The organism is Serratia sp. Res13-Sevr-LER1-36-b, assembly GCF_015673035.1.
GTDB lineage: Bacteria > Pseudomonadota > Gammaproteobacteria > Enterobacterales > Enterobacteriaceae > Chania > Chania fonticola_C.
On sequence record NZ_JADACK010000005.1, the window covers coordinates 1 to 20,656 of the forward strand.

At 55.4% G+C, this 20,656-nt stretch carries 19 protein-coding genes; 10 read left to right on the top strand and 9 right to left on the bottom strand.

Annotation, left to right across the window (positions count from 1 at the left end; translation table 11 throughout):
* The 3 genes from IMQ33_RS01110 to gsiD form a co-directional block, all read left to right on the top strand.
* Positions 1 to 239 (top strand): transposase (locus IMQ33_RS01110; protein WP_196067741.1); only part of this gene is annotated, 239 nt, incomplete at its 5' end.
* A gap of 292 nt (positions 240 to 531) precedes the next feature.
* A complete protein-coding gene (gene gsiC, locus IMQ33_RS01115) occupies positions 532 to 1,452 on the top strand; it encodes a glutathione ABC transporter permease GsiC (protein ID WP_024531414.1) in 921 nt (306 codons plus the stop codon).
* Between the two features lie 12 nt (positions 1,453 to 1,464).
* Positions 1,465 to 2,370 carry a glutathione ABC transporter permease GsiD gene (gene gsiD / locus IMQ33_RS01120; RefSeq protein WP_025119541.1) on the top strand — a complete coding sequence of 302 codons (906 nt, stop codon included), beginning with the start codon at positions 1,465 to 1,467 and terminating at the stop codon, positions 2,368 to 2,370.
* A gap of 33 nt (positions 2,371 to 2,403) precedes the next feature.
* On the opposite strand, the gene fghA is transcribed toward gsiD, so the two are convergent.
* Genes fghA through IMQ33_RS01135 form a run of 3 tightly spaced genes read right to left on the bottom strand, consistent with a single transcriptional unit; the run spans position 2,404 to position 5,328 of the window.
* Positions 2,404 to 3,246, bottom strand: coding sequence for an S-formylglutathione hydrolase (fghA, locus tag IMQ33_RS01125; protein ID WP_065686893.1), 843 nt, complete (start codon positions 3,244 to 3,246; stop codon positions 2,404 to 2,406).
* A gap of 15 nt (positions 3,247 to 3,261) precedes the next feature.
* The gene (locus IMQ33_RS01130; protein WP_024485753.1) at positions 3,262 to 4,386 is read right to left on the bottom strand and encodes an S-(hydroxymethyl)glutathione dehydrogenase/class III alcohol dehydrogenase; all 1,125 of its coding nucleotides are present in this window, start codon (positions 4,384 to 4,386) and stop codon (positions 3,262 to 3,264) included.
* 39 nt (positions 4,387 to 4,425) lie between these two features.
* Positions 4,426 to 5,328, bottom strand: coding sequence for a LysR family transcriptional regulator (locus IMQ33_RS01135; protein ID WP_161711789.1), 903 nt, complete (start codon positions 5,326 to 5,328; stop codon positions 4,426 to 4,428).
* Positions 5,329 to 5,433: 105 nt separating this feature from the next.
* Here IMQ33_RS01135 and IMQ33_RS01140 point away from each other — a divergent pair, with 105 nt between their 5' ends.
* The 7 genes from IMQ33_RS01140 to mglC all read left to right on the top strand — a co-directional run bounded on the left by IMQ33_RS01140 (position 5,434) and on the right by mglC (position 14,099).
* Positions 5,434 to 6,591: a YbfB/YjiJ family MFS transporter gene (locus IMQ33_RS01140; protein ID WP_065686895.1), complete on the top strand. Its 1,158-nt coding sequence runs from the start codon at positions 5,434 to 5,436 to the stop codon at positions 6,589 to 6,591.
* 316 nt (positions 6,592 to 6,907) lie between these two features.
* A complete protein-coding gene (gene folE, locus IMQ33_RS01145; protein ID WP_065686896.1) occupies positions 6,908 to 7,573 on the top strand; it encodes a GTP cyclohydrolase I FolE in 666 nt (221 codons plus the stop codon).
* Positions 7,574 to 7,842: 269 nt separating this feature from the next.
* Positions 7,843 to 9,024, top strand: coding sequence for a DUF418 domain-containing protein YeiB (gene yeiB / locus IMQ33_RS01150; protein WP_098927983.1), 1,182 nt, complete (start codon positions 7,843 to 7,845; stop codon positions 9,022 to 9,024).
* A 129-nt stretch (positions 9,025 to 9,153) separates the two neighbouring features.
* Positions 9,154 to 10,191 (top strand): HTH-type transcriptional regulator GalS, encoded by a 1,038-nt coding sequence (galS, locus tag IMQ33_RS01155; RefSeq protein WP_161711791.1) that lies wholly within the window; start codon positions 9,154 to 9,156, stop codon positions 10,189 to 10,191.
* Positions 10,192 to 10,448: 257 nt separating this feature from the next.
* A complete protein-coding gene (gene mglB / locus IMQ33_RS01160; RefSeq protein ID WP_021180577.1) occupies positions 10,449 to 11,441 on the top strand; it encodes a galactose/glucose ABC transporter substrate-binding protein MglB in 993 nt (330 codons plus the stop codon).
* A 127-nt stretch (positions 11,442 to 11,568) separates the two neighbouring features.
* Positions 11,569 to 13,077, top strand: a complete 1,509-nt coding sequence (mglA, locus tag IMQ33_RS01165) for a galactose/methyl galactoside ABC transporter ATP-binding protein MglA (RefSeq protein ID WP_024528554.1) — start codon at positions 11,569 to 11,571, stop codon at positions 13,075 to 13,077.
* A gap of 11 nt (positions 13,078 to 13,088) precedes the next feature.
* Complete coding sequence (gene mglC, locus IMQ33_RS01170) at positions 13,089 to 14,099, top strand: galactose/methyl galactoside ABC transporter permease MglC (protein ID WP_021805061.1); 1,011 nt, start codon at positions 13,089 to 13,091, stop codon at positions 14,097 to 14,099.
* A gap of 297 nt (positions 14,100 to 14,396) precedes the next feature.
* Here mglC and sanA read toward each other — a convergent pair whose 3' ends face one another.
* From sanA to IMQ33_RS01200, 6 genes are all read right to left on the bottom strand, one after another.
* Positions 14,397 to 15,149 carry an outer membrane permeability protein SanA gene (gene sanA, locus IMQ33_RS01175; protein WP_074028798.1) on the bottom strand — a complete coding sequence of 251 codons (753 nt, stop codon included), beginning with the start codon at positions 15,147 to 15,149 and terminating at the stop codon, positions 14,397 to 14,399.
* A 165-nt stretch (positions 15,150 to 15,314) separates the two neighbouring features.
* The gene (locus IMQ33_RS01180) at positions 15,315 to 17,012 is read right to left on the bottom strand and encodes an NAD-dependent malic enzyme (protein ID WP_021805059.1); all 1,698 of its coding nucleotides are present in this window, start codon (positions 17,010 to 17,012) and stop codon (positions 15,315 to 15,317) included.
* A gap of 156 nt (positions 17,013 to 17,168) precedes the next feature.
* Entirely contained in the window at positions 17,169 to 18,053 is an 885-nt protein-coding gene (gene cdd, locus IMQ33_RS01185) for a cytidine deaminase (RefSeq protein ID WP_024485744.1), read from the bottom strand.
* Between the two features lie 137 nt (positions 18,054 to 18,190).
* Complete coding sequence (locus IMQ33_RS01190) at positions 18,191 to 18,886, bottom strand: CidB/LrgB family autolysis modulator (RefSeq protein WP_021180583.1); 696 nt, start codon at positions 18,884 to 18,886, stop codon at positions 18,191 to 18,193.
* Positions 18,883 to 19,290 (bottom strand): CidA/LrgA family protein, encoded by a 408-nt coding sequence (locus tag IMQ33_RS01195; RefSeq protein ID WP_059200306.1) that lies wholly within the window; start codon positions 19,288 to 19,290, stop codon positions 18,883 to 18,885. The genes IMQ33_RS01190 and IMQ33_RS01195 overlap by 4 nt, the downstream gene beginning before the upstream one ends.
* Before the next feature lie 139 nt (positions 19,291 to 19,429).
* Positions 19,430 to 20,653: an MFS transporter gene (locus tag IMQ33_RS01200; protein WP_065686903.1), complete on the bottom strand. Its 1,224-nt coding sequence runs from the start codon at positions 20,651 to 20,653 to the stop codon at positions 19,430 to 19,432.
* Positions 20,654 to 20,656: the final 3 nt, after the last annotated feature.

Sequence of the window (20,656 nt, forward strand, 5' to 3'; positions counted from 1 at the left end):
ACGACAGTGGAAAAATGAAAGGGAAGCGAAGTATCTGGGGAGGGCGAAGTGCAGTGCGTTCAGCGCTGTACATGGCGACCTTGTCAGCAGTGCGGTACAACCCGACAATCCGGGCGTTCTACGAACGCCTGATAGGGCGTGGGAAAGCGTTCAAGGTGGCGGTGACGGCTTGTGTGAGAAAGCTGCTAACTATCCTGAATGCGATGCTGCGGGATAATAAAAAATGGGTGACAAATTAATCATCACCCGTTGACTTTAAACACAGCTGCTCTCCCTGTGGGAGAGAGCGGATGGGTGTTGTGAACATTTACAGGCGTTAATTTATGGCACTGTTCCGGTGGTGAGGTTAGCAACGGAACTTAATTAGTAGCACATTCAGTCCCCTCTCCCTGTGGGAGAGAGCGGATGGGTGTTGTGAACATTTACAGGCGTTAATTTATGGCACTGTTCCGGTGGTGAGGTTAACAACGGAACTTAATCAGTAGCACATTCAGTCCCCTCTCCCTGTGGGAGAGGGTTAGGGTGAGGGGAATGCTTAATTATTTTCTAAAACGCCTGCTGGGCCTGATCCCGACGCTGCTGATCGTGGCCGTGCTGGTGTTCTTGTTTGTCCATATGCTGCCGGGCGATCCGGCGCGGTTGGCCGCGGGGCCGGAGGCAGATGAAGCCGTCGTCCAGTTGGTGCGTCAGGATCTGGGGCTGGACAAGCCGTTGCCACAGCAGTTTGTGCATTTCTTTGTCAATATTTTGCAGGGTGATTTCGGCACGTCGATGGTGTCCAAACGCCCGGTCAGTGCAGAGATCGCCTCGCGCTTTATGCCAACCTTCTGGCTGACCATCGCCAGCATGGTGTGGGCGGTGATTTTTGGCATGGCGATCGGCATGATTTCCGCCGTGTGGCGCAACCGCTGGCCGGACCGGGTGGGGATGACGCTGGCCGTGTCGGGTATCTCTTTCCCGGCCTTTGCGTTGGGGATGCTGCTGATGCAGGTGTTCTCAGTCAATCTCGGCTGGCTGCCGACGGTGGGAGCGGATACCTGGCAGCATTACATCCTGCCTTCAATCACGCTGGGTGCTGCGGTAGCGGCGGTGATGGCCCGCTTCACCCGAGCCTCGTTCGTTGAGGTGATGCAGGAAGATTACATGCGCACCGCCCGCGCCAAGGGCGTGCCGGAGTCATTGGTGATCGTCAAGCACGGGCTACGCAACGCCATGATCCCGGTGATCACCATGATGGGCCTACAGTTTGGTTTCCTGCTGGGCGGCTCAATCGTGGTCGAGAAGGTGTTTAACTGGCCGGGGTTGGGGCGCTTGCTGGTGGATTCGGTAGAAATGCGCGATTACCCGGTGATCCAGGCCGAAGTGCTGCTGTTCTCGCTGGAATTTATTCTGATCAATCTGTTGGTGGATATGCTGTATGCGGCCATCAACCCTTCGATTCGTTATCAATAGGCAGGCCGTATGATGAAGTATTGGCGGCGTAATGCCGCGCTCAAGGCAATGCCGGTGATTAATCCCAACGCGGTGCGTACGCCTTGGCATGAGTTCTGGCGGCGCTTTCGTCGCCAGCAGGTCGCAATGGTGGCCGGCGTGTTTGTGTTGCTGCTGGTGGCCGCTGCGCTGCTGGCACCGCATCTGGTGCCTTATGATGCGGAAAACTTCTTTGATTACGACCGGCTCAATGAAGGGCCTTCGCTGGTGCACTGGCTCGGGGTAGATTCGTTGGGCCGGGATATTTTCAGCCGTATTCTGATGGGCGCGCGGATCTCTTTGGCTGCGGGGGTGTTCTCGGTGCTGGTTGGCAGCGTGATTGGCACGGTGCTTGGGCTCTTGGCGGGCTATTACGAAGGCTGGTGGGATCGCATCGTTATGCGCATCAGCGACGTGCTGTTTGCCTTCCCCGGTATTCTGCTGGCGATTGGCGTGGTGGCGATCATGGGCAGCGGCATGGCAAACGTGATTGTCGCCGTGGCCATCTTCAGCATTCCGGCGTTTGCTCGCCTGGTGCGTGGCAATACTCTGGTGCTGAAGCATCTGACCTACATTGAATCGGCGCGCAGCATCGGCGCTTCGGACTGGACCATCATTCTGCGGCATATCTTGCCGGGCACCATCTCGTCGATCGTGGTCTATTTCACCATGCGTATCGGTACTTCAATCATTACCGCCGCCAGCCTGTCATTCTTGGGATTGGGGGCGCAGCCGCCAACGCCGGAATGGGGCGCGATGCTCAATGAAGCGCGGGCGGATATGGTGATAGCCCCGCATGTGGCGATCTTCCCCAGCCTGGCAATCTTCTTCACCGTATTGGCGTTTAACCTTCTAGGCGATGGATTACGTGATGCATTAGATCCGAAACTGAAAGGGTAGCCCCTCTCCTCAAAAAGGAGAGGAGCAACTCACTCAGCGGAACAGATGCTCGGCATGAAAACGCAGATGATCTTCGATAAAGGTAGCGATGGTGAAGTAGCTGTGGTCGTAACCCGGTTGAATGCGCAGGGTTAACGGCCAGTCACGCTGGCGTGCCAACTCCGCCAGCTTGGCCGGTTGCAGCTGATCCGCCAGAAACTGATCCCCATCTCCTTGGTCAATCAACATCGGCAACTGCTCCGCCCCGCTGGCCAGCAAATGGCAACTGTCATAGTGCAGCCACTGCGTTTCATCATCCCCCAGATAGGCCGCAAAGGCTTTACGGCCCCAAGGCACCTGGCAAGGATTGACGATCGGTGCAAAGGCCGATGCCGAACGAAAACGCTGCGGATTACGCATTGCCATCATTAACGCACCATGGCCGCCCATCGAGTGGCCCGCAATGGATTGCCGATCGCTGACGCTGAAATGCTGCTTGATCAGCGCTGGCAGCTCATCGCTGATGTAGTCATACATGCGAAAGTGTTGATCCCAAGGTGCCTGAGTGGCATTGAGGTAGAACCCCGCCCCCTGGCCCAGATCGTAACCTTCGTCATTCGGCACCTCATCGCCGCGTGGGCTGGTATCCGCCATCACCAGCACCAACCCTAATTCTGCGGCAATGCGCTGGGCACCGGCCTTCAACGTGAAGTTTTCATCATTGCAGGTCAGCCCCGACAGCCAATACAGCACCGGCGGCGGGTTATCGTCGCGCGGTGGTGGCAGATAGATACTGAACGTCATGTTGCAATTCAGGCTCTGCGCCGCGTGACGGTAACGTTGTTGCCAACCACCGAACATGCGGTGCTCTTCGAGAAGTTCTAATGACATCGTCATCCTCTGCCTCCTGGCTTATTTATCGAAATGGATCACGGAACGGATCGATTTGCCTTCATGCATCAGATCGAACGCTTCGTTGATCTGCTCCAGCCCCATGGTATGAGTGATAAAGTCGTTCAGTGCGAACTCGCCGTCCAGATAACGCTGCACGATCCCCGGCAGTTGGCTACGGCCTTTCACGCCACCAAAGGCGGAACCGCGCCAGACGCGGCCAGTCACCAGTTGGAACGGACGGGTCGCGATCTCTTCACCGGCACCGGCAACGCCGATAATGACCGACTCACCCCAACCCTTGTGGCAGCACTCCAGTGCAGAACGCATCACGTTGACGTTGCCGATACATTCAAAGGAGAAGTCGACGCCGCCGTCGGTCAGCTCGACGATAACGTCTTGAATTGGTTTATCGTAATCTTTTGGATTGATCAGATCGGTCGCACCCAGCTTACGAGCCAGCTCGAACTTGCTGGTGTTGAGATCGATACCGATGATGCGGCTGGCACCGGCCATCTGAGCCCCGATAATCGCCGACAGCCCGATGCCGCCCAGGCCGAAAATCGCCACGGTATCGCCAGCCTTGACCTTGGCGGTGTTGATCACCGCACCCATGCCGGTGGTGACGCCACAGCCAAGCAGACAAACTTCTTCCAACGGCGCTTCTTTGCTGATTTTTGCCAGTGAGATTTCTGGTACTACGGTGCGTTCAGCAAAGGTGGAGGTGCCCATGTAATGGAAAATCGGCTTGCCGTCTTTAAAGAAGCGGGTGGTGCCATCTGGCATCAGGCCCTTGCCCTGAGTAGCGCGGATGGCCTGGCACAGGTTGGTTTTGCCGGATTTACAGAATTTGCACTCGCCGCATTCTGGGGTGTACAGCGGGATCACGTGGTCGCCGACGGCCACGCTGGTCACGCCTTCGCCGATCGCTTCGACTATGCCGCCACCTTCGTGGCCCAGGATCGCCGGGAACACGCCTTCTGGATCTTTGCCTGACAGGGTATAGGCATCGGTATGGCAAACGCCGGTAGCGACGATGCGCACCAGCACTTCACCTTTCTGTGGCGGCATCAGATCGACTTCTTCAATCTTCAGCGGCTGGTTCGGGCCCCAAGCTACGGCAGCACGGGTTTTGATAAATTCCATGATTCTCTCCTCATTAAATTCTAGTGGTGCAGATTTTGGCTACTCTGTCAGGAGGATGGATTCTGCATCCATCTCCGTACTTTCAGCCTGTTCTATAATCAGTTGTTTTAACGCGCGGACGTTTGGCCCAAACGCATCACGCCGCCATAACAGCCAGGTGGCAGTTTCGGTAATGTCGGCAGGGAGTGAATGAACTTTGACCCGTTTGTAGCCGGGCAGCAGGTTGAGCACCGAATACGGGATCATCGCCAGCCCGGCACCGCTGGCCACGCAGGCCAGCATGGAGTGATAAGACTGGATCTCCATGATGGTGCCTGGCAATGAACCGTCACGCTTGAACCAGGACTCCAGGCGCAGGCGATAAGAGCAGCTGGCGCGGAAGGCAAACAGGGTTTCCCCTTTGACATCCTGGGCGCTGTGAATGGGCGGATGATCCAGGCAGGTGATCACCACCATCCGCTCGGGGAAAGCGACGCAACCGTTCAGTTCATCATGCTGCAACGGGCCATCTACCAGGGCGGCAGCCAAGGTTCCCGCGCGTACACGCTCGATGATTTCTCCTGAGGTGCCGGTAGCCAGCGAAAGGGAAACCTGCGGAAATCGCTGATGATAAGCTGCCAGCAAGGTAGGTAGCCGGGTGGCGGCGGTGCTTTCCATCGAGCCAAGCGCAAAGTTACCGGCCGGTTCCCCGGCATGGGTGATGCTCATGGCTTCTTCACTCAGCGCCAGAATGCGGTGGGCGTAGCAGAGAAAATTATGGCCCATCGGCGAGAGGCGCAGACGCTGCTTCTCACGGATAAACAGATCGGTGCCCAGTTCCTGCTCGAGCTGACGCAGGCGCGTGGTCAAGTTTGACGGCACGCGGTGCAGTTGCTCGGCGGCACGGGCGACGGAGCCGGTTTCGGCCACGCAGCAGAACATGCGCAGTTGGGTGAGATCCATAGCCTTCTCTTTTCGTGATGAACTTGATGAGTATTATTCAGTTTTTGTGAGTGTAATACTGCGGCATGCTAGCCGCAACTTTCTTTTAACAGGTTGGATACAGCGATGGCGCTAAAAATAGCCTTGAGTGGTTTTATTGCTTTGATCGTGGCGATGGGGATTGGCCGGTTTGCCTTTACCCCGCAGGTGCCGCTGATGATTGCTGAGCACCAGTTCACCCTGACGGGGGCCGGGCTGGTGGCGGCGGTCAACTACCTGGGTTACCTGTGCGGTGCCTATGATGCGATGCGTGCCAGCCGCCATGTGGAGCGCCGCCTGTGGCTTGGCGTATGGGGAGCGGTAGCGCTGACGCTGCTGTCTGCCTTGGTGTCGGGGGAGTGGCTGCACGGTGCAGTGCGCTTTGCGATTGGCTGGGCCAGCGGTTGGTCGATGGTGCTGGTGGCGGCCTGGACTAACGAGCGGTTGGCGCATTATGGCCGTCCCGCGCTAAGTGCTGCGGTCTTTGCCGGGCCTGGGGCCGGGATATTCATCAGCGGCATGCTGGCGGTGGCGATCAACAGCTGGGGCTTGAGCGCTTCACAGGCCTGGCTGGTGTATGGTGCATTGGCGTTGGTGTTAATTGCCGCGATCAGCATTAATTTGCCAAGGGCAGGGGAGCTGCATCGTCCCGATGTGAAGCCTGAGCCGCTGGTACTCACACCGGCATTGAAGCGCCTGGTGTGGAGCTACAGCCTGGCGGGCTTTGGCTATATCCTGCCTGCGACCTTCCTGTCACAGATGGCGGCGGCCCGTTTCCCTGACAGCCTGTTCGCCCAGTTTGTCTGGCCGATTTTTGGCGGTGCGGCGGTGCTGGGGATTATCATCGGGATTGCAACCCGTCATCGGCTCACCACGCAGACCCGCCTGGCAATCACGCTGTGGGTACAGGCTCTGGGCGTGCTTTGTGCCGAAGTGGTGCCCGGCGTTACCGGCCTGGCACTCGGGGCCATGCTAACCGGCGGTGGATTCCTCAGCGTGGTCCAACTATCTATCCAGCACGGTAGGGAGTTGGCTCCGAATCACGCACGCTATATGGCCGGGCTGTTGACCACGGGGTATGCCATCGGCCAGTTGGTTGGCCCGATGCTCTCGGCGGTGTCAACGGCGCTGACGCATCGCCTGGAACCCGCGCTATATGTGGCGGTACTAGGGCTGTTGATCGCCGGCGTGCTGGTGATCAATACCCCGGCGCGGGCCACGGCCAGCAAGCCAACATTATCTTGAGTAAAATACATACAAAAAATGTGGAATAGCCGCAGCCAGCCTGCTACGGGCTGGATGCGGATTTTTCATACCGGGATGAAACACAATCACTGGATAAACGTCTCACTCTCATCTAGAGTGGGGGAAAATATTGATCGGGTTCACGTTATCTATCCGTCGTCTTTCAAGCTGCAGTTAGCTCCCCCCCTGTATTTGTAGGGGCGCTGTATACGGCGCCCTAACCAATCCGGGCGAGTAACCAGCAGCAGATAACAACGCTGCAATTTGAAAGACGACGGGTATATTGTTGGGGCCAGCCTGCTGGAGATACATCGCCATGACATCGTTAAGTAATGAAGCTGTACTGGTGCACGCGGCGCTTGAAGCGCGCGGCCTGGAAACCCCGCTATGTGGGGAAGTGTTGGATCGCGAGACGCGCAAGCGCCGTATCAAAGAGCACATGACTGAAATCATGCAGCTGTTGAACCTTGATCTGTCCGACGACAGCCTGGCAGAAACGCCGCACCGTATTGCGAAAATGTATGTCGATGAGATCTTCTCCGGCCTGGATTACGCCAACTTCCCGAAGATCACCGTCATCGAAAACAAGATGAAAGTGGACGAAATGGTGACGGTGCGTGATATTACCTTGACCAGCACCTGCGAACATCACTTCGTCACCATCGATGGTAAAGCCACCGTGGCGTATATTCCTAAAGACTCGGTGATTGGCCTGTCGAAAATCAACCGCATCGTGCAGTTCTTTGCCCGCCGCCCACAGGTACAGGAGCGGCTGACTCAGCAGATCCTGGTGGCGTTGCAAACGCTGCTAGGCACCAACAACGTGGCGGTCTCGATCGATGCAGTGCATTACTGCGTCAAAGCTCGCGGTATTCGTGACGCTACCAGTGCTACCACCACTACGTCGCTGGGCGGGCTGTTCAAGTCCAGCCAGAATACGCGCCAGGAGTTCCTGCGTGCGGTGCGTCACCATCACGGTTGATAGCTGCCCCTCACCCCAACCCTCTCCCATAGGGAGAGGGAGCTGATAGTCCCTGCTCTTTTGGAAGCAAAAGGGTCATATCAGCAAATGAATACGAGGCTGCTGCTTAATGGGGTTTCTACTTTTACTAGACTAGAATACAAACTCAATCAACCTCCTCATCGAAAGTGAATCACTATAATTTCAAGCACACTCGATCGTTCCCCTCTCCCTGCGGGAGAGGGTTAGGGTGAGGGGTCTTGTTACTGATTGAAATACAGCGGAATAACATGAACGCTAACGAAACTCCCCGGCTACCACGCATTGCTACGCTGGACTGCGTACGCGGTATCGCCATCCTTGGCATTCTACTGCTGAATATCAGCGCATTTGGCCTGCCGAAAGCCGCCTACCTCAACCCCGCCTATCTGGGGATGCCCTCCACACGCGATGTCTGGACCTGGGCGCTGTTGGATCTGTTCGCTCAGGTCAAGTTCCTGGCCATGTTCGCTCTGCTGTTTGGTGCCGGTCTGCAACTGTTGCTACGGCGGGGCAAAGTCTGGATCCGCGCCCGGTTATCCTGGTTGCTACTGATTGGCCTTGGGCACGCTATTTTCTTATGGGATGGGGACATCCTGCTGGCCTACGGGCTAATCGGCCTGGTGTGCTGGCGGATGATCCGTGACGCACAGAATACCTTCACTCTGTTGAAAACCGGTGCGGTGCTGTATCTGATCGGTGTGGCGGTGTTGCTGCTGCTAGGGTTTATCTCTCATGGTGAACCGGGCAGTTTCTGGCAGCCGAGCGTGGCCGAATTGCAGTATGAGACGTTCTGGAAGCTGCAAGGTGGGCCGGAAGCCTGGCGCAGCCGCCTGGATCTGCTCTCTTCCAGCCTGATAGCCATCGGTGCGCAGTATGGCTGGCAACTGGCCGGGCTGATGCTGTTTGGTGCAGGCATGATGCGCAGCGGTTGGCTGCGTAACAGCTATTCACCTGCTTACTACCGCCGCCAGGCCGCCTGGCTGATACCGCTTTCATTGCTGATCCAGTTACCCGGTGTGCTGCTGCAGTGGCAGCTGAATTGGGAGTATCGCTGGAGTGGCTTTCTGCTGCAGGTGCCGCGTGAGTTGGGCTCGCCGTTGCAGGCCATTGGCTACCTGGCTCTGGTCTACGGTTTCTGGCCAACGCTTTCCCGCCTGCGTATCAGCCACTGGTTAACCCAGGTCGGGCGGATGGCGCTAAGTAATTACCTGCTACAAACCCTGATTTGCAGCACGCTGTTCTTTCGTTTTGGCCTCTACCAACAACTCGACCGTTTGCAGCTATTGGCGGTCGTCCCCCTGGTGTGGCTGGCTAACCTGTTGTTTTCCACGCTGTGGCTGCGTTACTTCGCACAGGGCCCGATGGAATGGCTATGGCGCAAGCTGACGTCCCTTGCAGCGGGCGAAAGTCTCCGTCAGCCGACAAAATGAGATCTGGCGCAGGTAGGTTAAAAAATTGTATGTAAACGTTTTCTTTCCTGTGACGGAATTCACGCTGAGGAGGATGACAAACGGGGTAGGATAACGCCACTGTCTACTCTGTCGACCTCGGGACGTTTCATGAATTCTGTGCATTCAACCACCATTCGCGATGTGGCGAAGCGTGCGGGTGTGTCCGTCGCTACCGTCTCGCGAGTGTTGAACAACAGTGCCCTGACCAGCAAAGAGACCCGCGAACAGGTGCTGAAGGCGGTGGCGGAACTGGGTTATCGGCCAAACGCCAACGCGCAGGCATTGGCTACCCAGAGCAGTGAAACGCTGGGCGTGGTGGTGATGGATGTCTCCGATCCGTTCTTCGGCGCGTTAGTGAAAGCGGTAGACACGGTGGCGCAGCAAAACCATAAATATTTGCTGATCGGCAACAGTTACCATCAGGCGGACAAAGAGCGTCATGCCATCGAGGTGCTGATCCGTCAACGCTGCAATGCCTTGATTGTTCATGCAAAAGCGTTAGATGACGCGGAACTGATCGCCTTTATGGATCAGATCCCGGGCATGGTGTTAATTAACAGAATTGTAACGGGCTATGAGCACCGCTGCGTTGGCCTGAACAATGTGTTTGGCGCTGAAGTTGCCATGCGCTTGCTGCTCTCGCAGGGGCATCAGCGGATCGGTTATCTGGGCTCCGATCACCCTATCGAAGACGGCCCGCTGCGCCAGCAAGGCTATAGCCAGGCGATGGCCGCAGCCGGTTTTTCCCCACCGGATAGCTGGCGGGCTTACGGCTCACCGGACCTGCAAGGCGGTGAAGCGGCAATGGTTGAACTGCTGGGCCGCAACCTGCACCTGAGCGCCGTGTTCGCCTATAACGACGCCATGGCCGCTGGCGCCATGGCGGTGCTGAAAGAAAACGGTATCACGGTGCCGCAGCAATTCTCGCTGGTGGGGTTTGATGATATCCCGATTGCCCGCTATACCAGCCCCAAGCTGACCACCATCCGTTATCCGATCGTTTCAATGGCCACCCTGGCTACCGAGCTGGCGCTCAAGGGCGCTGCCGGGCAGCTTGAACCTCAGGCATCACACCTGTTTATGCCGACGCTGGTACGCCGCCATTCTGTCGCGCCGTGGCAAAGTGAGGCTTCGGTCACTCTCTGAACATTTAATATTGTGTAACCGTTTTCAATCTGTGAGAAAATTCACAGATTATTAACATAGTGCCGTCTATGCTCTAGTCGTTTTCCAGCGCAAAGGCTCTTGCCAGCCAAGCTTTTAATCTGGCGCTGACACAGCATCACAGGAATAACAAGCAACACGGATGACAGGAATTCTTTTGAAACTGCCACGCCCAACTGTGTGCATTGTGGCTAAAGGCTTAATACCGAGTACGACCCTCTACAAACCGGAGACAGACAATGAATAAGAAGGTTTTCACCCTGGCCGCGCTGGCCGCAAGCATGATGTTTGGCGCAGCTGCGCATGCTGATACCCGCATTGGCGTCACGATTTACAAATATGACGACAACTTTATGTCGGTGGTGCGCAAGGCGATCGAGAAAGATGCCAAAGCTTCTCCGGATGTCACGCTGCTGATGAATGACTCACAGAATGACCAGTCCAAGCAGAATGACCAGATCGACGTACTGATTGCCAAAGGCGTAAAAGCGCTGGCAATCAACCTGGTGGACCCAGCCGCCGCTCCGGTAGTGATTGACAAGGCACGTGCCAACGATATCCCGGTGGTGTTCTACAACAAAGAACCTTCCCGCAAGGCGTTGGATAGCTACGACAAAGCCTATTACGTTGGTACCGACTCTAAAGAGTCTGGCGTGATCCAGGGCGAACTGATTGCCAAACACTGGAAAGCCAACCCGGCCTGGGATCTGAACAAAGACGGCCAGATCCAATATGTGCTGTTGAAAGGTGAGCCGGGCCACCCGGATGCAGAAGCGCGTACCACCTACGTGATCAAAACGCTGAATGAAAAAGGCGATAAGACTCAGCAACTGCAGATGGACACCGCGATGTGGGATACCGCTCAGGCTAAAGACAAGATGGACGCCTGGTTATCTGGCCCTAATGCCAACAAGATCGAAGTGGTAATCGCCAACAACGATGCGATGGCAATGGGTGCGGTTGAAGCCCTGAAAGCTCATAACAAGAGCAGCATTCCGGTCTTTGGTGTCGATGCCCTGCCAGAAGCACTGGCAATGGTGAAATCCGGAGCGATGGCCGGTACCGTGCTGAACGATGCCGACAATCAGGCGAAGGCGACCTTTGATCTGGCGAAGAACCTGGCCGCGGGCAAACCTGCTGCTGACGGCACCCAATGGAAGATCGTCGATAAAATCGTGCGTATTCCTTACGTGGGTGTAGATAAAGATAACCTGTCTCAGTTCGTGAAATAAACCGAGATAGAGAGAAATGCCCCCACTGTTTTCTCAGTGGGGGAACTTATTAGAAGAACCCGTTAATTCTCCACTGCTGCAAGCCAGCTTGGGAGAGTGCTGGTTCCAGAATTAGCCAGGACTATTTATGGCCGAAAACTCTCGTGAGTGGCTACTGGAAATGACGGATATCAGTAAGTCGTTTCCTGGCGTAAAGGCATTAGACAAAGTGAATTTACGCGTACGTCCAAACTCCATTCATGCATTAATGGGGGAGAACGGCGCCGGAAAATCCACCTTATTAAAATGCCTGTTTGGCATTTATAAAAAAGACTCCGGCAGTATTCTGTTTCAGGGGCAGGAGGTCGATTTCAAAAGTTCCAAAGAAGCGCTAGAGCAGGGCGTTTCGATGGTACACCAGGAACTGAACCTGGTGTTGCAACGTACCGTGATGGACAACATGTGGCTGGGGCGCTACCCCACCAAAGGGCTGTTTGTCGATCAGGACAAGATGTACAAAGACACCAAGGAAATTTTCGACGAACTGGATATTGATATCGATCCCCGCGCCAAAGTCGGCACGCTGTCGGTATCCCAGATGCAGATGATCGAAATTGCCAAGGCGTTCTCCTACAACGCTAAAATTGTGATTATGGATGAGCCAACCTCTTCTCTGACCGAGAAGGAGGTGAATCATCTGTTCACCATTATCCGTAAGCTGAAAGAGCGTGGCTGCGGCATCGTGTATATCTCGCACAAGATGGAAGAGATCTTCCAGCTATGCGATGAAATCACCATTCTGCGCGACGGCCAATGGATCGCCACCCAGCCGCTGGAAGGGCTGGATATGGACAAGATTATCTCGATGATGGTTGGGCGCTCGCTGAGCCAGCGTTTCCCCGATCGTCAGAATACGCCGGGTGAGGTGATTTTAGAGGTGAAAGGCCTGACCTCTTTGCGCCAGCCTTCGATCCGCGATATCTCTTTCGATCTGCATCAGGGGGAGATCCTGGGCATTGCCGGGCTGGTGGGCGCCAAGCGTACCGACATTGTCGAAACCCTGTTTGGCATCCGCGAGAAGGTGGCTGGCACCATCAAGCTGCACGGTAAAAATATCAACAATAACAGTGCGAACGAAGCCATCAACCACGGTTTTGCCCTGGTGACGGAAGAACGTCGTTCCACCGGTATTTATGCTTATCTGGATATTGGCTTTAACTCGCTGATCTCCAATATCCGTCAATACAAAAACAAAATGGGCCTGCTGGATAACAGCCGGATGAAAAGCGACACCCAATGGGTGATCGATGCCATGCGGGTGAAAACGCCGGGCCACCATACCAATATCGGTTCGCTTTCCGGCGGTAATCAGCAAAAGGTGATCATTGGCCGCTGGCTGCTGACACAGCCGGAAATCCTGATGATGGATGAGCCAACGCGCGGTATCGACGTGGGGGCCAAGTTTGAAATCTACCAGTTAATGACCGAGTTGGCGAAGAAGGGCAAGGGGATCATTATAATCTCTTCCGAAATGCCGGAGCTTTTGGGAATTACCGACAGAATATTGGTGATGAGTAATGGTCAGGTTGCGGGCATTGTGAATACCAAACAGACCTCGCAAAATGAAATATTGCGGCTAGCCTCCTTGCATCTTTAAGGATCGTAATTATGAGCGCACTGAATAAAAAAACCTTGTTCACCTATTTTAAAGAAGGTGGCATTTATCTGGTCCTGTTGGTGTTACTGGCGATTATTATTATCCAGGACCCGACCTTTTTAAGCCTGATGAACCTGAGTAATATCCTGACCCAATCCTCGGTGCGTATTATCATTGCGCTGGGCGTGGCCGGGCTGATCGTCACGCAGGGGACAGACCTTTCCGCCGGGCGTCAGGTAGGGTTGGCAGCGGTAATTGCCGCGACCCTGCTGCAATCGATGGATAACGTCAACAAAGTGTTCCCACATATGGAAACCTGGTCGATCCCGCTGGTGATCTTGCTGGTTTGCGCCGTGGGCGCGGTGATTGGCCTGGTCAACGGCTTGATTATCGCCTACCTCAACGTGACGCCGTTTATCACCACGTTGGGCACCATGATCATTGTTTATGGGATTAACTCCCTGTATTACGATTACGTGGGCGCTTCACCGGTGGCCGGTTTCGATCCGAAATTCTCCACCTTTGCCCAAGGGTTCTTGCGATTCGGTGACTTCAAGCTGTCATATATCACCTTCTACGCCATTATTGCGATCGCCTTTGTCTGGGTGCTGTGGAATAAAACCCGCTTCGGCAAGAATATCTTCGCCATCGGTGGTAACCCGGAAGCGGCGAAAGTCTCTGGCGTCAACGTCCCGCTGAACCTGATCATGATTTATGCGCTGTCCGGGGTGTTCTATGCCTTTGGCGGTTTACTGGAAGCGGGGCGTATCGGTAGCGCCACCAACAACCTCGGCTTTATGTATGAACTGGATGCTATCGCGGCCTGTGTGGTCGGCGGGGTGTCGTTCGCCGGTGGGGTCGGTACGGTGCTGGGCGTGGTGACCGGGGTGATCATCTTTACCGTCATCAACTATGGCCTGACCTATATCGGCGTGAACCCTTACTGGCAGTACATCATCAAGGGTAGCATTATCATCTTCGCGGTAGCGCTGGACTCCCTGAAGTACGCCAAGAAAAAATAAGTCTGTTTTATGCTTTACGATAACGGCCAGCATCTGCTGGCCGTTTGCTTTTGCTATGTCACACGGCAGAGATGCCATCTTATTGTTATTCCAGTCGTCGCTGTTCCCCCTCACCCCAGCCCTCTCCCCAAAAAGGAGAGGGGGCAGAACGGAGCTGCGTTCAGGGACAGGAGTTTATTTGTGGCCATGCTGCGCTCGCTTAAGCATTTGGTGTTGTAGTCAGACGCAGGGGGTTAATCTGTGGCACGAACGGTTCCCTCTCCTTTTGGGAGAGGGTTAGGGTGAGGGGCATTCACTTCAGCTCTTCTTCTGCTGCTGAGCCTTAAGCTTTTCTGCCGCCAGCTTGTGCTCCAACTCCACCAACTGCTCCGGAGACACCGCCGGGTAACCCGGTGCATCTTCCGGCACCTTATGCATCGCAGATATCGGGATTAATGGGCCAAGGAAGCGGGGCTCACGCTTGAGGATATACAGATCGGTCAAGGCTCCCAGGCGGGCAAAGATCTCGCGCACGCGTACCGTCATCATGTTTTTTGGCGAAGGTACCGCATAGCATTGCGCCTGGATGCCCATATGCAGGGCGATAAACAGGGCGCGCTCGCAGTGGAAACGCTGGGTGATGATGATAAAGTCGTTGGTATCGAACACCTTGCGCGTACGGACGATGGAGTCGAGGGTACGGAAACCGGCATAGTCGAGCACGATATCGCTAGGCGCAACGCCAGCGGCCAGCAAATCGCGGCGCATGGTCATCGGTTCGTTGTAGCTTTGCTGGGCATTATCGCCGCTCAGCAGCAGATACTTCACCTTGCCGCTGTTATAGGCGTTGATCGCCCCTTGAATACGGTAGCGGTAATACTGGTTAAGCACTCCGGTACGGTAATATTTGGAGGTGCCAAGCACCACCCCCACCTGACGGTGTGGTAGCGTTTGCATTTCTTCGTAAATGTAAGGCGCGGTTTTCCAACTTATCCAGCGATCGAGCGCGATAGCCGACAGCATCAGCACCGAAATGATGATGAACAGGCTAATTATCAGGCGTTTCCACATGTTGATGCCTTGCGCGAACGAGGGCTAAAGTAAGACTCAAGGCTACTTTACCTGCTCGGCAGACGCAAGCGGCGTGCCGTTTAGCGCAGGTATTACGCTGCATTTTTCAGCAAAATCTGGTCTTGGCGTGATAACCGGGCCTGACTAACAGGCCCGGTGAGGAACTTAGAACGATGTACGCTTGTAGATACGATACTGCGGGCGCCAGAAGTTGTGCTCAATGGCTTTAGACAATGCTTCTTCCGACGTCACCACTGCTACACCCTGTAACTGAGCGGCTTTGCCCACTTCCATCGCGATGCATTTGGATACGCCCTGAATATCATCGATATTCGGCAGCAGTGCGCCGTGGCCGTCGGTAGCCAGCGGAGAGCAGTCGGCCAGGGCACGGCTGGCGGCCATCAGCATGGCATCGGTGACCCGTTTTGCCCCAGCAGCCAGTACGCCAAGGCCAATCCCCGGGAAGATATAGGAGTTGTTGCACTGGGCAATTGGGAATAGCTGGTCTTTATAGGTTACCGGTGAGAATGGGCTGCCGGTGGCGACCAGTGCGGCACCGTCGGTCCAGTTGATGATATCTTCTGGACGGGCTTCCACGCGGGAGGTTGGGTTGGACAGCGGCATCACGATCGGGCGCGGGCAATGCTTGTGCATCTCACGGATCAGCTCTTCGGTAAACAGCCCCGGCTGGCCGGAGACGCCGATCAGCACGGTCGGCTTGGCGTTGCGTACCACTTCCAGCAGGGAGATCGCATCGCTCTCCACCTGCCATTGATCCAGATTGGCACTTTTCTGCACCAGTTTGCTCTGGAAATCGAGCAGGTTCGGCAACTTATCCGTCAGCAGGCCAAAACGGTCAACCATAAACACGCGAGAGCGGGCTTCTTCTTCGCTCAACCCTTCGGATTTCATCTGGGCGATGATCTGCTCGGCAATACCACAACCTGCGGAACCGGCCCCCAGGAAGGCAACGGTTTGATCGCGCAATTGGCTGCCAGCGGCACGGCTGGCGGCAATCAGGCTGCCCAGCGTCACGGCGGCGGTGCCTTGGATATCGTCGTTAAAGCAGCACAGCTCATCACGATAGCGATTAAGCAGCGGCGTGGCGTTGTTCTGGGCGAAATCTTCAAACTGCAACAGCACGTTCGGCCAACGGCGTTTCACCGCCTGGATGAACTCTTCCACAAAGGCGTGATATTCATCGCCAGAAATACGCGGATGCCGCCACCCCATGTAGAGCGGATCGTTCAGGCGTTGCGGGTTGTTGGTGCCGACGTCCAGCACCACCGGCAAGGTATAGGCCGGGCTGATGCCGCCACAGGCGGTGTACAGAGAGAGTTTTCCGATTGGAATACCCATGCCCCCGATGCCCTGGTCGCCCAGGCCAAGGATGCGTTCCCCGTCGGTGACCACAATCACCTTAACGTTCTGCTTGGTGGCGTTTTGCAGCATATCGTCGATACGATCGCGGTTAGGGTAGGAAATGAACAGCCCACGCGCGCGGCGATAGATATCGGAGAAATGCTCACAGGCTTCACCCACGGTTGGCGTATAGATGATGGGCATCATCTCGCTCAGGTGCGAATCCAGCAGGCGATAGAACAGCGTTTCGTTGGTGTCCTGGATATTGCGCAGGTAGATGTGCTTGTCGTTATCGTTCTTGAAATCCTGATACTGCCGGTAAGCGCGTTCCACCTGTTCTTCGATGGTTTCTATCGCTTCCGGTAGCAGGCCGTGCAGGTTGAAGTTACTGCGTTCTTCTTCAGAAAAGGCGCTGCCTTTGTTCAGTAACGGGAACTCCAACAGAATGGGGCCAGCGTAGGGGATGTAGAGAGGGCGTTTGCTTTCGTATTCCAGTTCCATCAGTTTTACTCTTTGCCTAGGGTAAGCTTTATTACTGCCGATCCTAAGATATCGGCAAAATATGTACAGCATTTGTTAGTAAATAATGAGGAATTGTCGCTTGCTGCTGGTTTTTTAGCCGGATTGTGGCGGAGCACGGTGGCTCCGCCTGAGGGATCAGAAGGTGACGCGTTGGACGTCTTCGCAGCCCAAGGCCGCCAGGGTGGCGCGGGTGGCATCCCACTGGGTCAGGATTGCGCCTTCCGCTTCTGCCAATACGGCACGGCGGATTTTCTGGCAATCACCACCGGAGACATTCATCAGGATCAGCGCGGCCTGCAATGGCGGCAGGCTAGGGTTGAACGCGGCGTTTTCTGCATAGCGGCCAGCGTAAACCTTGCCGTCTTCGGCTTCCAGCGCTACGCCGCTATGGGCGGTGCTGTAAGGAGCATGGCTGCGGTTGGCGGCATCTAGGGCAGCTTTCGCCAATTCATCATCCAGCGTCAGTTGGAAACCGTGATCGACCGGATCCATCAGCAACTCGCTGATTTGCAGATCTTTCGGGCCGAAGGAGTAAGGCAGGTAATCGCCCAGCGTGGCGGTTGCCCGTGCAGGCAAGTGGATCTCCAACTCGGTGCCGCTGTTAAGCTCATTCATAAACTGGCGGCAGTGGCCGCATGGCGAGTAGTTGACGGTGACCGCGACCAGCTTGGCTTCGCCACGCAGCCAGGCATGCGTGACAGCGCACTGTTCCGCGTGCACGGTTTGTTGCATAGGTGCACCACGGAATTCCATGTTGCCACCAAAATACCAGTTGCCACTGACGCCACGCGCCACAGCCCCCACGTGGAAATGCGAAATCGGCGTTAACGAGCAGGCAGCCGCCAATGGCAGCAGAGCAAAGGCCAGAGCATCGTCATCCAACCCGCACTGTTGCTTGATCGCCGCAATCTGCTCGGCCTTGAACATGGCTGCGAAATCAGGCGCATCTAAATAAGGCAGCAGGGCGGATTGCAAGGCCGCAGGCAATTCGCTGTAGGCGGAGTGAAAGCGAGAATGCATAAGGAAGTCTCTCAACAAGTTAACGGGTTAACATTCTAGGCAACCGGCCCACAACAAAATGTGATTTGTATCTATTTTTTAATGAAACAGATGCAATGAAAACTATAAATGCGAGATGTATCGCAGGTTTTAAGCCGTTACCCAAACAGCCGCAGCAGTATCGGGAACACAAACGGCGCGGTCAGCGAAGTGATAATCCCGCAGATGACCAGAGCCAGCGAACTGAATGCGCCCTGTTGGTAATCCATTTCTACGCAGCGTGCTGTACCCAACGCATGCGAAGCGGTGCCCATCGCCAAACCGCGCGATGAATTGGTGTTGATCCGCAACAGACTCAGCAGCGAATGGCCGAAGACCGCCCCCAGAATACCGACAAAAATCACGCACACCGCGCTGATGGCCGGGATGCCGCCAATCGACTCGGCTACTGCCATGGCTATCGGGGTCGTCACCGATTTTGGCAAAATCGAGGCGGCAATTTCGGGTTTGGCTCCCATTAGCAGGGCAATGGCACCGCCGCTGATCATCGCGGTCATGCTGCCAATAAAGCAGACGGTGATGATGGATTTCCAACGCGCGCGGATCTGATGGATCTGCTCGTATAGCGGAAAGGCAAGGGCGACCACCGCCGGTTGCAGCAGATCGTTGAGGATTTTGCTGCCTTGAAAGTAGCGTTCATAAGGAATGCCGGTCAGCAACAGCAGCGGGATAATCACCGCCATTGAGACCAATAATGGGTTCAGTAACGGCATGTGGAGCTTTTGCGCCAGCTTGCGTGCCGCGTAAAATACCACCAGGGTCAGCGGTAAAGACCACCAGATATTTTGCATCATTGCTCATCCTCCGCATTTTTTGCTTTACCGAGGATGGGGCGCTCGCGGTGGAAGTAATGTGAAGTATAGCCAACCACCACAAATACCAGCAGCGTACTGATCAGGCAAGACACGATCAACGGAGCCAGATCGTCAACTATCTGGTCGTAATACTTCATGATACCGACGCCGATTGGCACAAACAGCAGCACCATATAGCGGATAAACAGATGGCAGCCAGGCTTGACCCATTTGGCCGGTAGAATTTGTGAGGAGAGCAGGGCAAACAGGATCAACATCCCGATAATGCTGCCGGGTATGGCGATCGGCAACAGCGCCGCAATGGCGTTACCGGCGAACAGGCTAAGGTAGATCAGCACGATCGCCCTGACATATTTCCAACACAGGTTAAATAGGTTGCCCATAGTGCATTCTCGTTGACGTTGACGCATTCATCATACAATTAAACTGTGAGCTACGCCACAAAACGCATCATGAATTCTCGCTATGCCTATCATGCCATTTTGGCAAGATCGTGGCCCACCTTAAGTGTAGCGGGCCAGGCTATTCCGCGCTGCTCAGGCTGGCAAGCGGCTTTTGCTGTTCCGCCAACCGATGGCCGAGGAAGAAGAACAGCAGGCTGAACAATGCAGCGGCGATCAACACCAGGAACATTACCGGCGGTGGCGCATAGCTCAGCAGGAAACCGCACATCACCGGGTTGATGGCCCCCCCCAGATTACTCAGGCTCTGCACGCCGTAATAGCTGCCTTTCAGGTGCGGCGGGGCGATAAAGTCGATAAACATATATTCAACCGGAATGACGATGATTTCCCCCAGGGTGAAAATCGCCATGGCCAGCACCCATAGCCATATCGAAAGGCCTGCCAGCATAAAGCCGATCAGCCCCAGGACGAAGAACAGCGTGCCCAGCATCAGCCAGCGCAGCATGTTGTCCTGGCGCATACCGCGACTCAGCAGATACTGCAGGGCGATCACGATGCAGGCGTTGACGATCATCACCACGCCAATCACTTTGTAAGCAAATTCGGCATCGCTAACGATGATCAGATACTGCGACAGATAGCCGGTAAATTGGCCAAACACCACCGCGCCTAACGTGCTGCCAAGGGTGAAATAAATCAGCCGCCGATCGCCGCGCAGCACATTCAACGTCTGGCGGAAGTTGAGAACCGACGGTGGAGTGTTGCCGGTGTCCTCTATCGGTGGCGATGGATAGCTGCGCAGGCGGAAGCTCAGGGTTATCACAGTCAGTAACGCCAACCCGCCAGACAGGTAGAATGGCAGCAGTGGGCTGTACCCGGCTACCATCACGCCCAATGATGAGCCGACGGCCCAGCCAACGTTCACCAGCGTATAGTTGATCGAGAACGCCTTGATACGTTGGTTTACCGGCAGCCAACTGGCAAAGCAGGCCTTGATGGCGATGCTGAGCACCGCATAGGCAGTATGTAAGATGGCTAGCACCAAGATAACGCCAGCGGGATGCGTGACCCATGGGATAGCAAAAAAGCTCAGCGAAAATAGCAGGATGGCGAGCAGGATCAGCGGATTTTTATTAAAGCGATCGACCAGATAGCCGCCATAAAAGCTGCTGATGATACCGATAGTCAGGCTGACGCCCAAGATAATGCCCACGCTTTTCGGCAGCAGGTGGAAGTGCTCGGTCAGGTAAATGGTGATAAAGGGCAGCGTGACGCCACGGCCTATGGTCAGCACCAGCGAACTTGCCAGCAATATCTTAATCAGTGGGGGGAATCCCTTCATAAC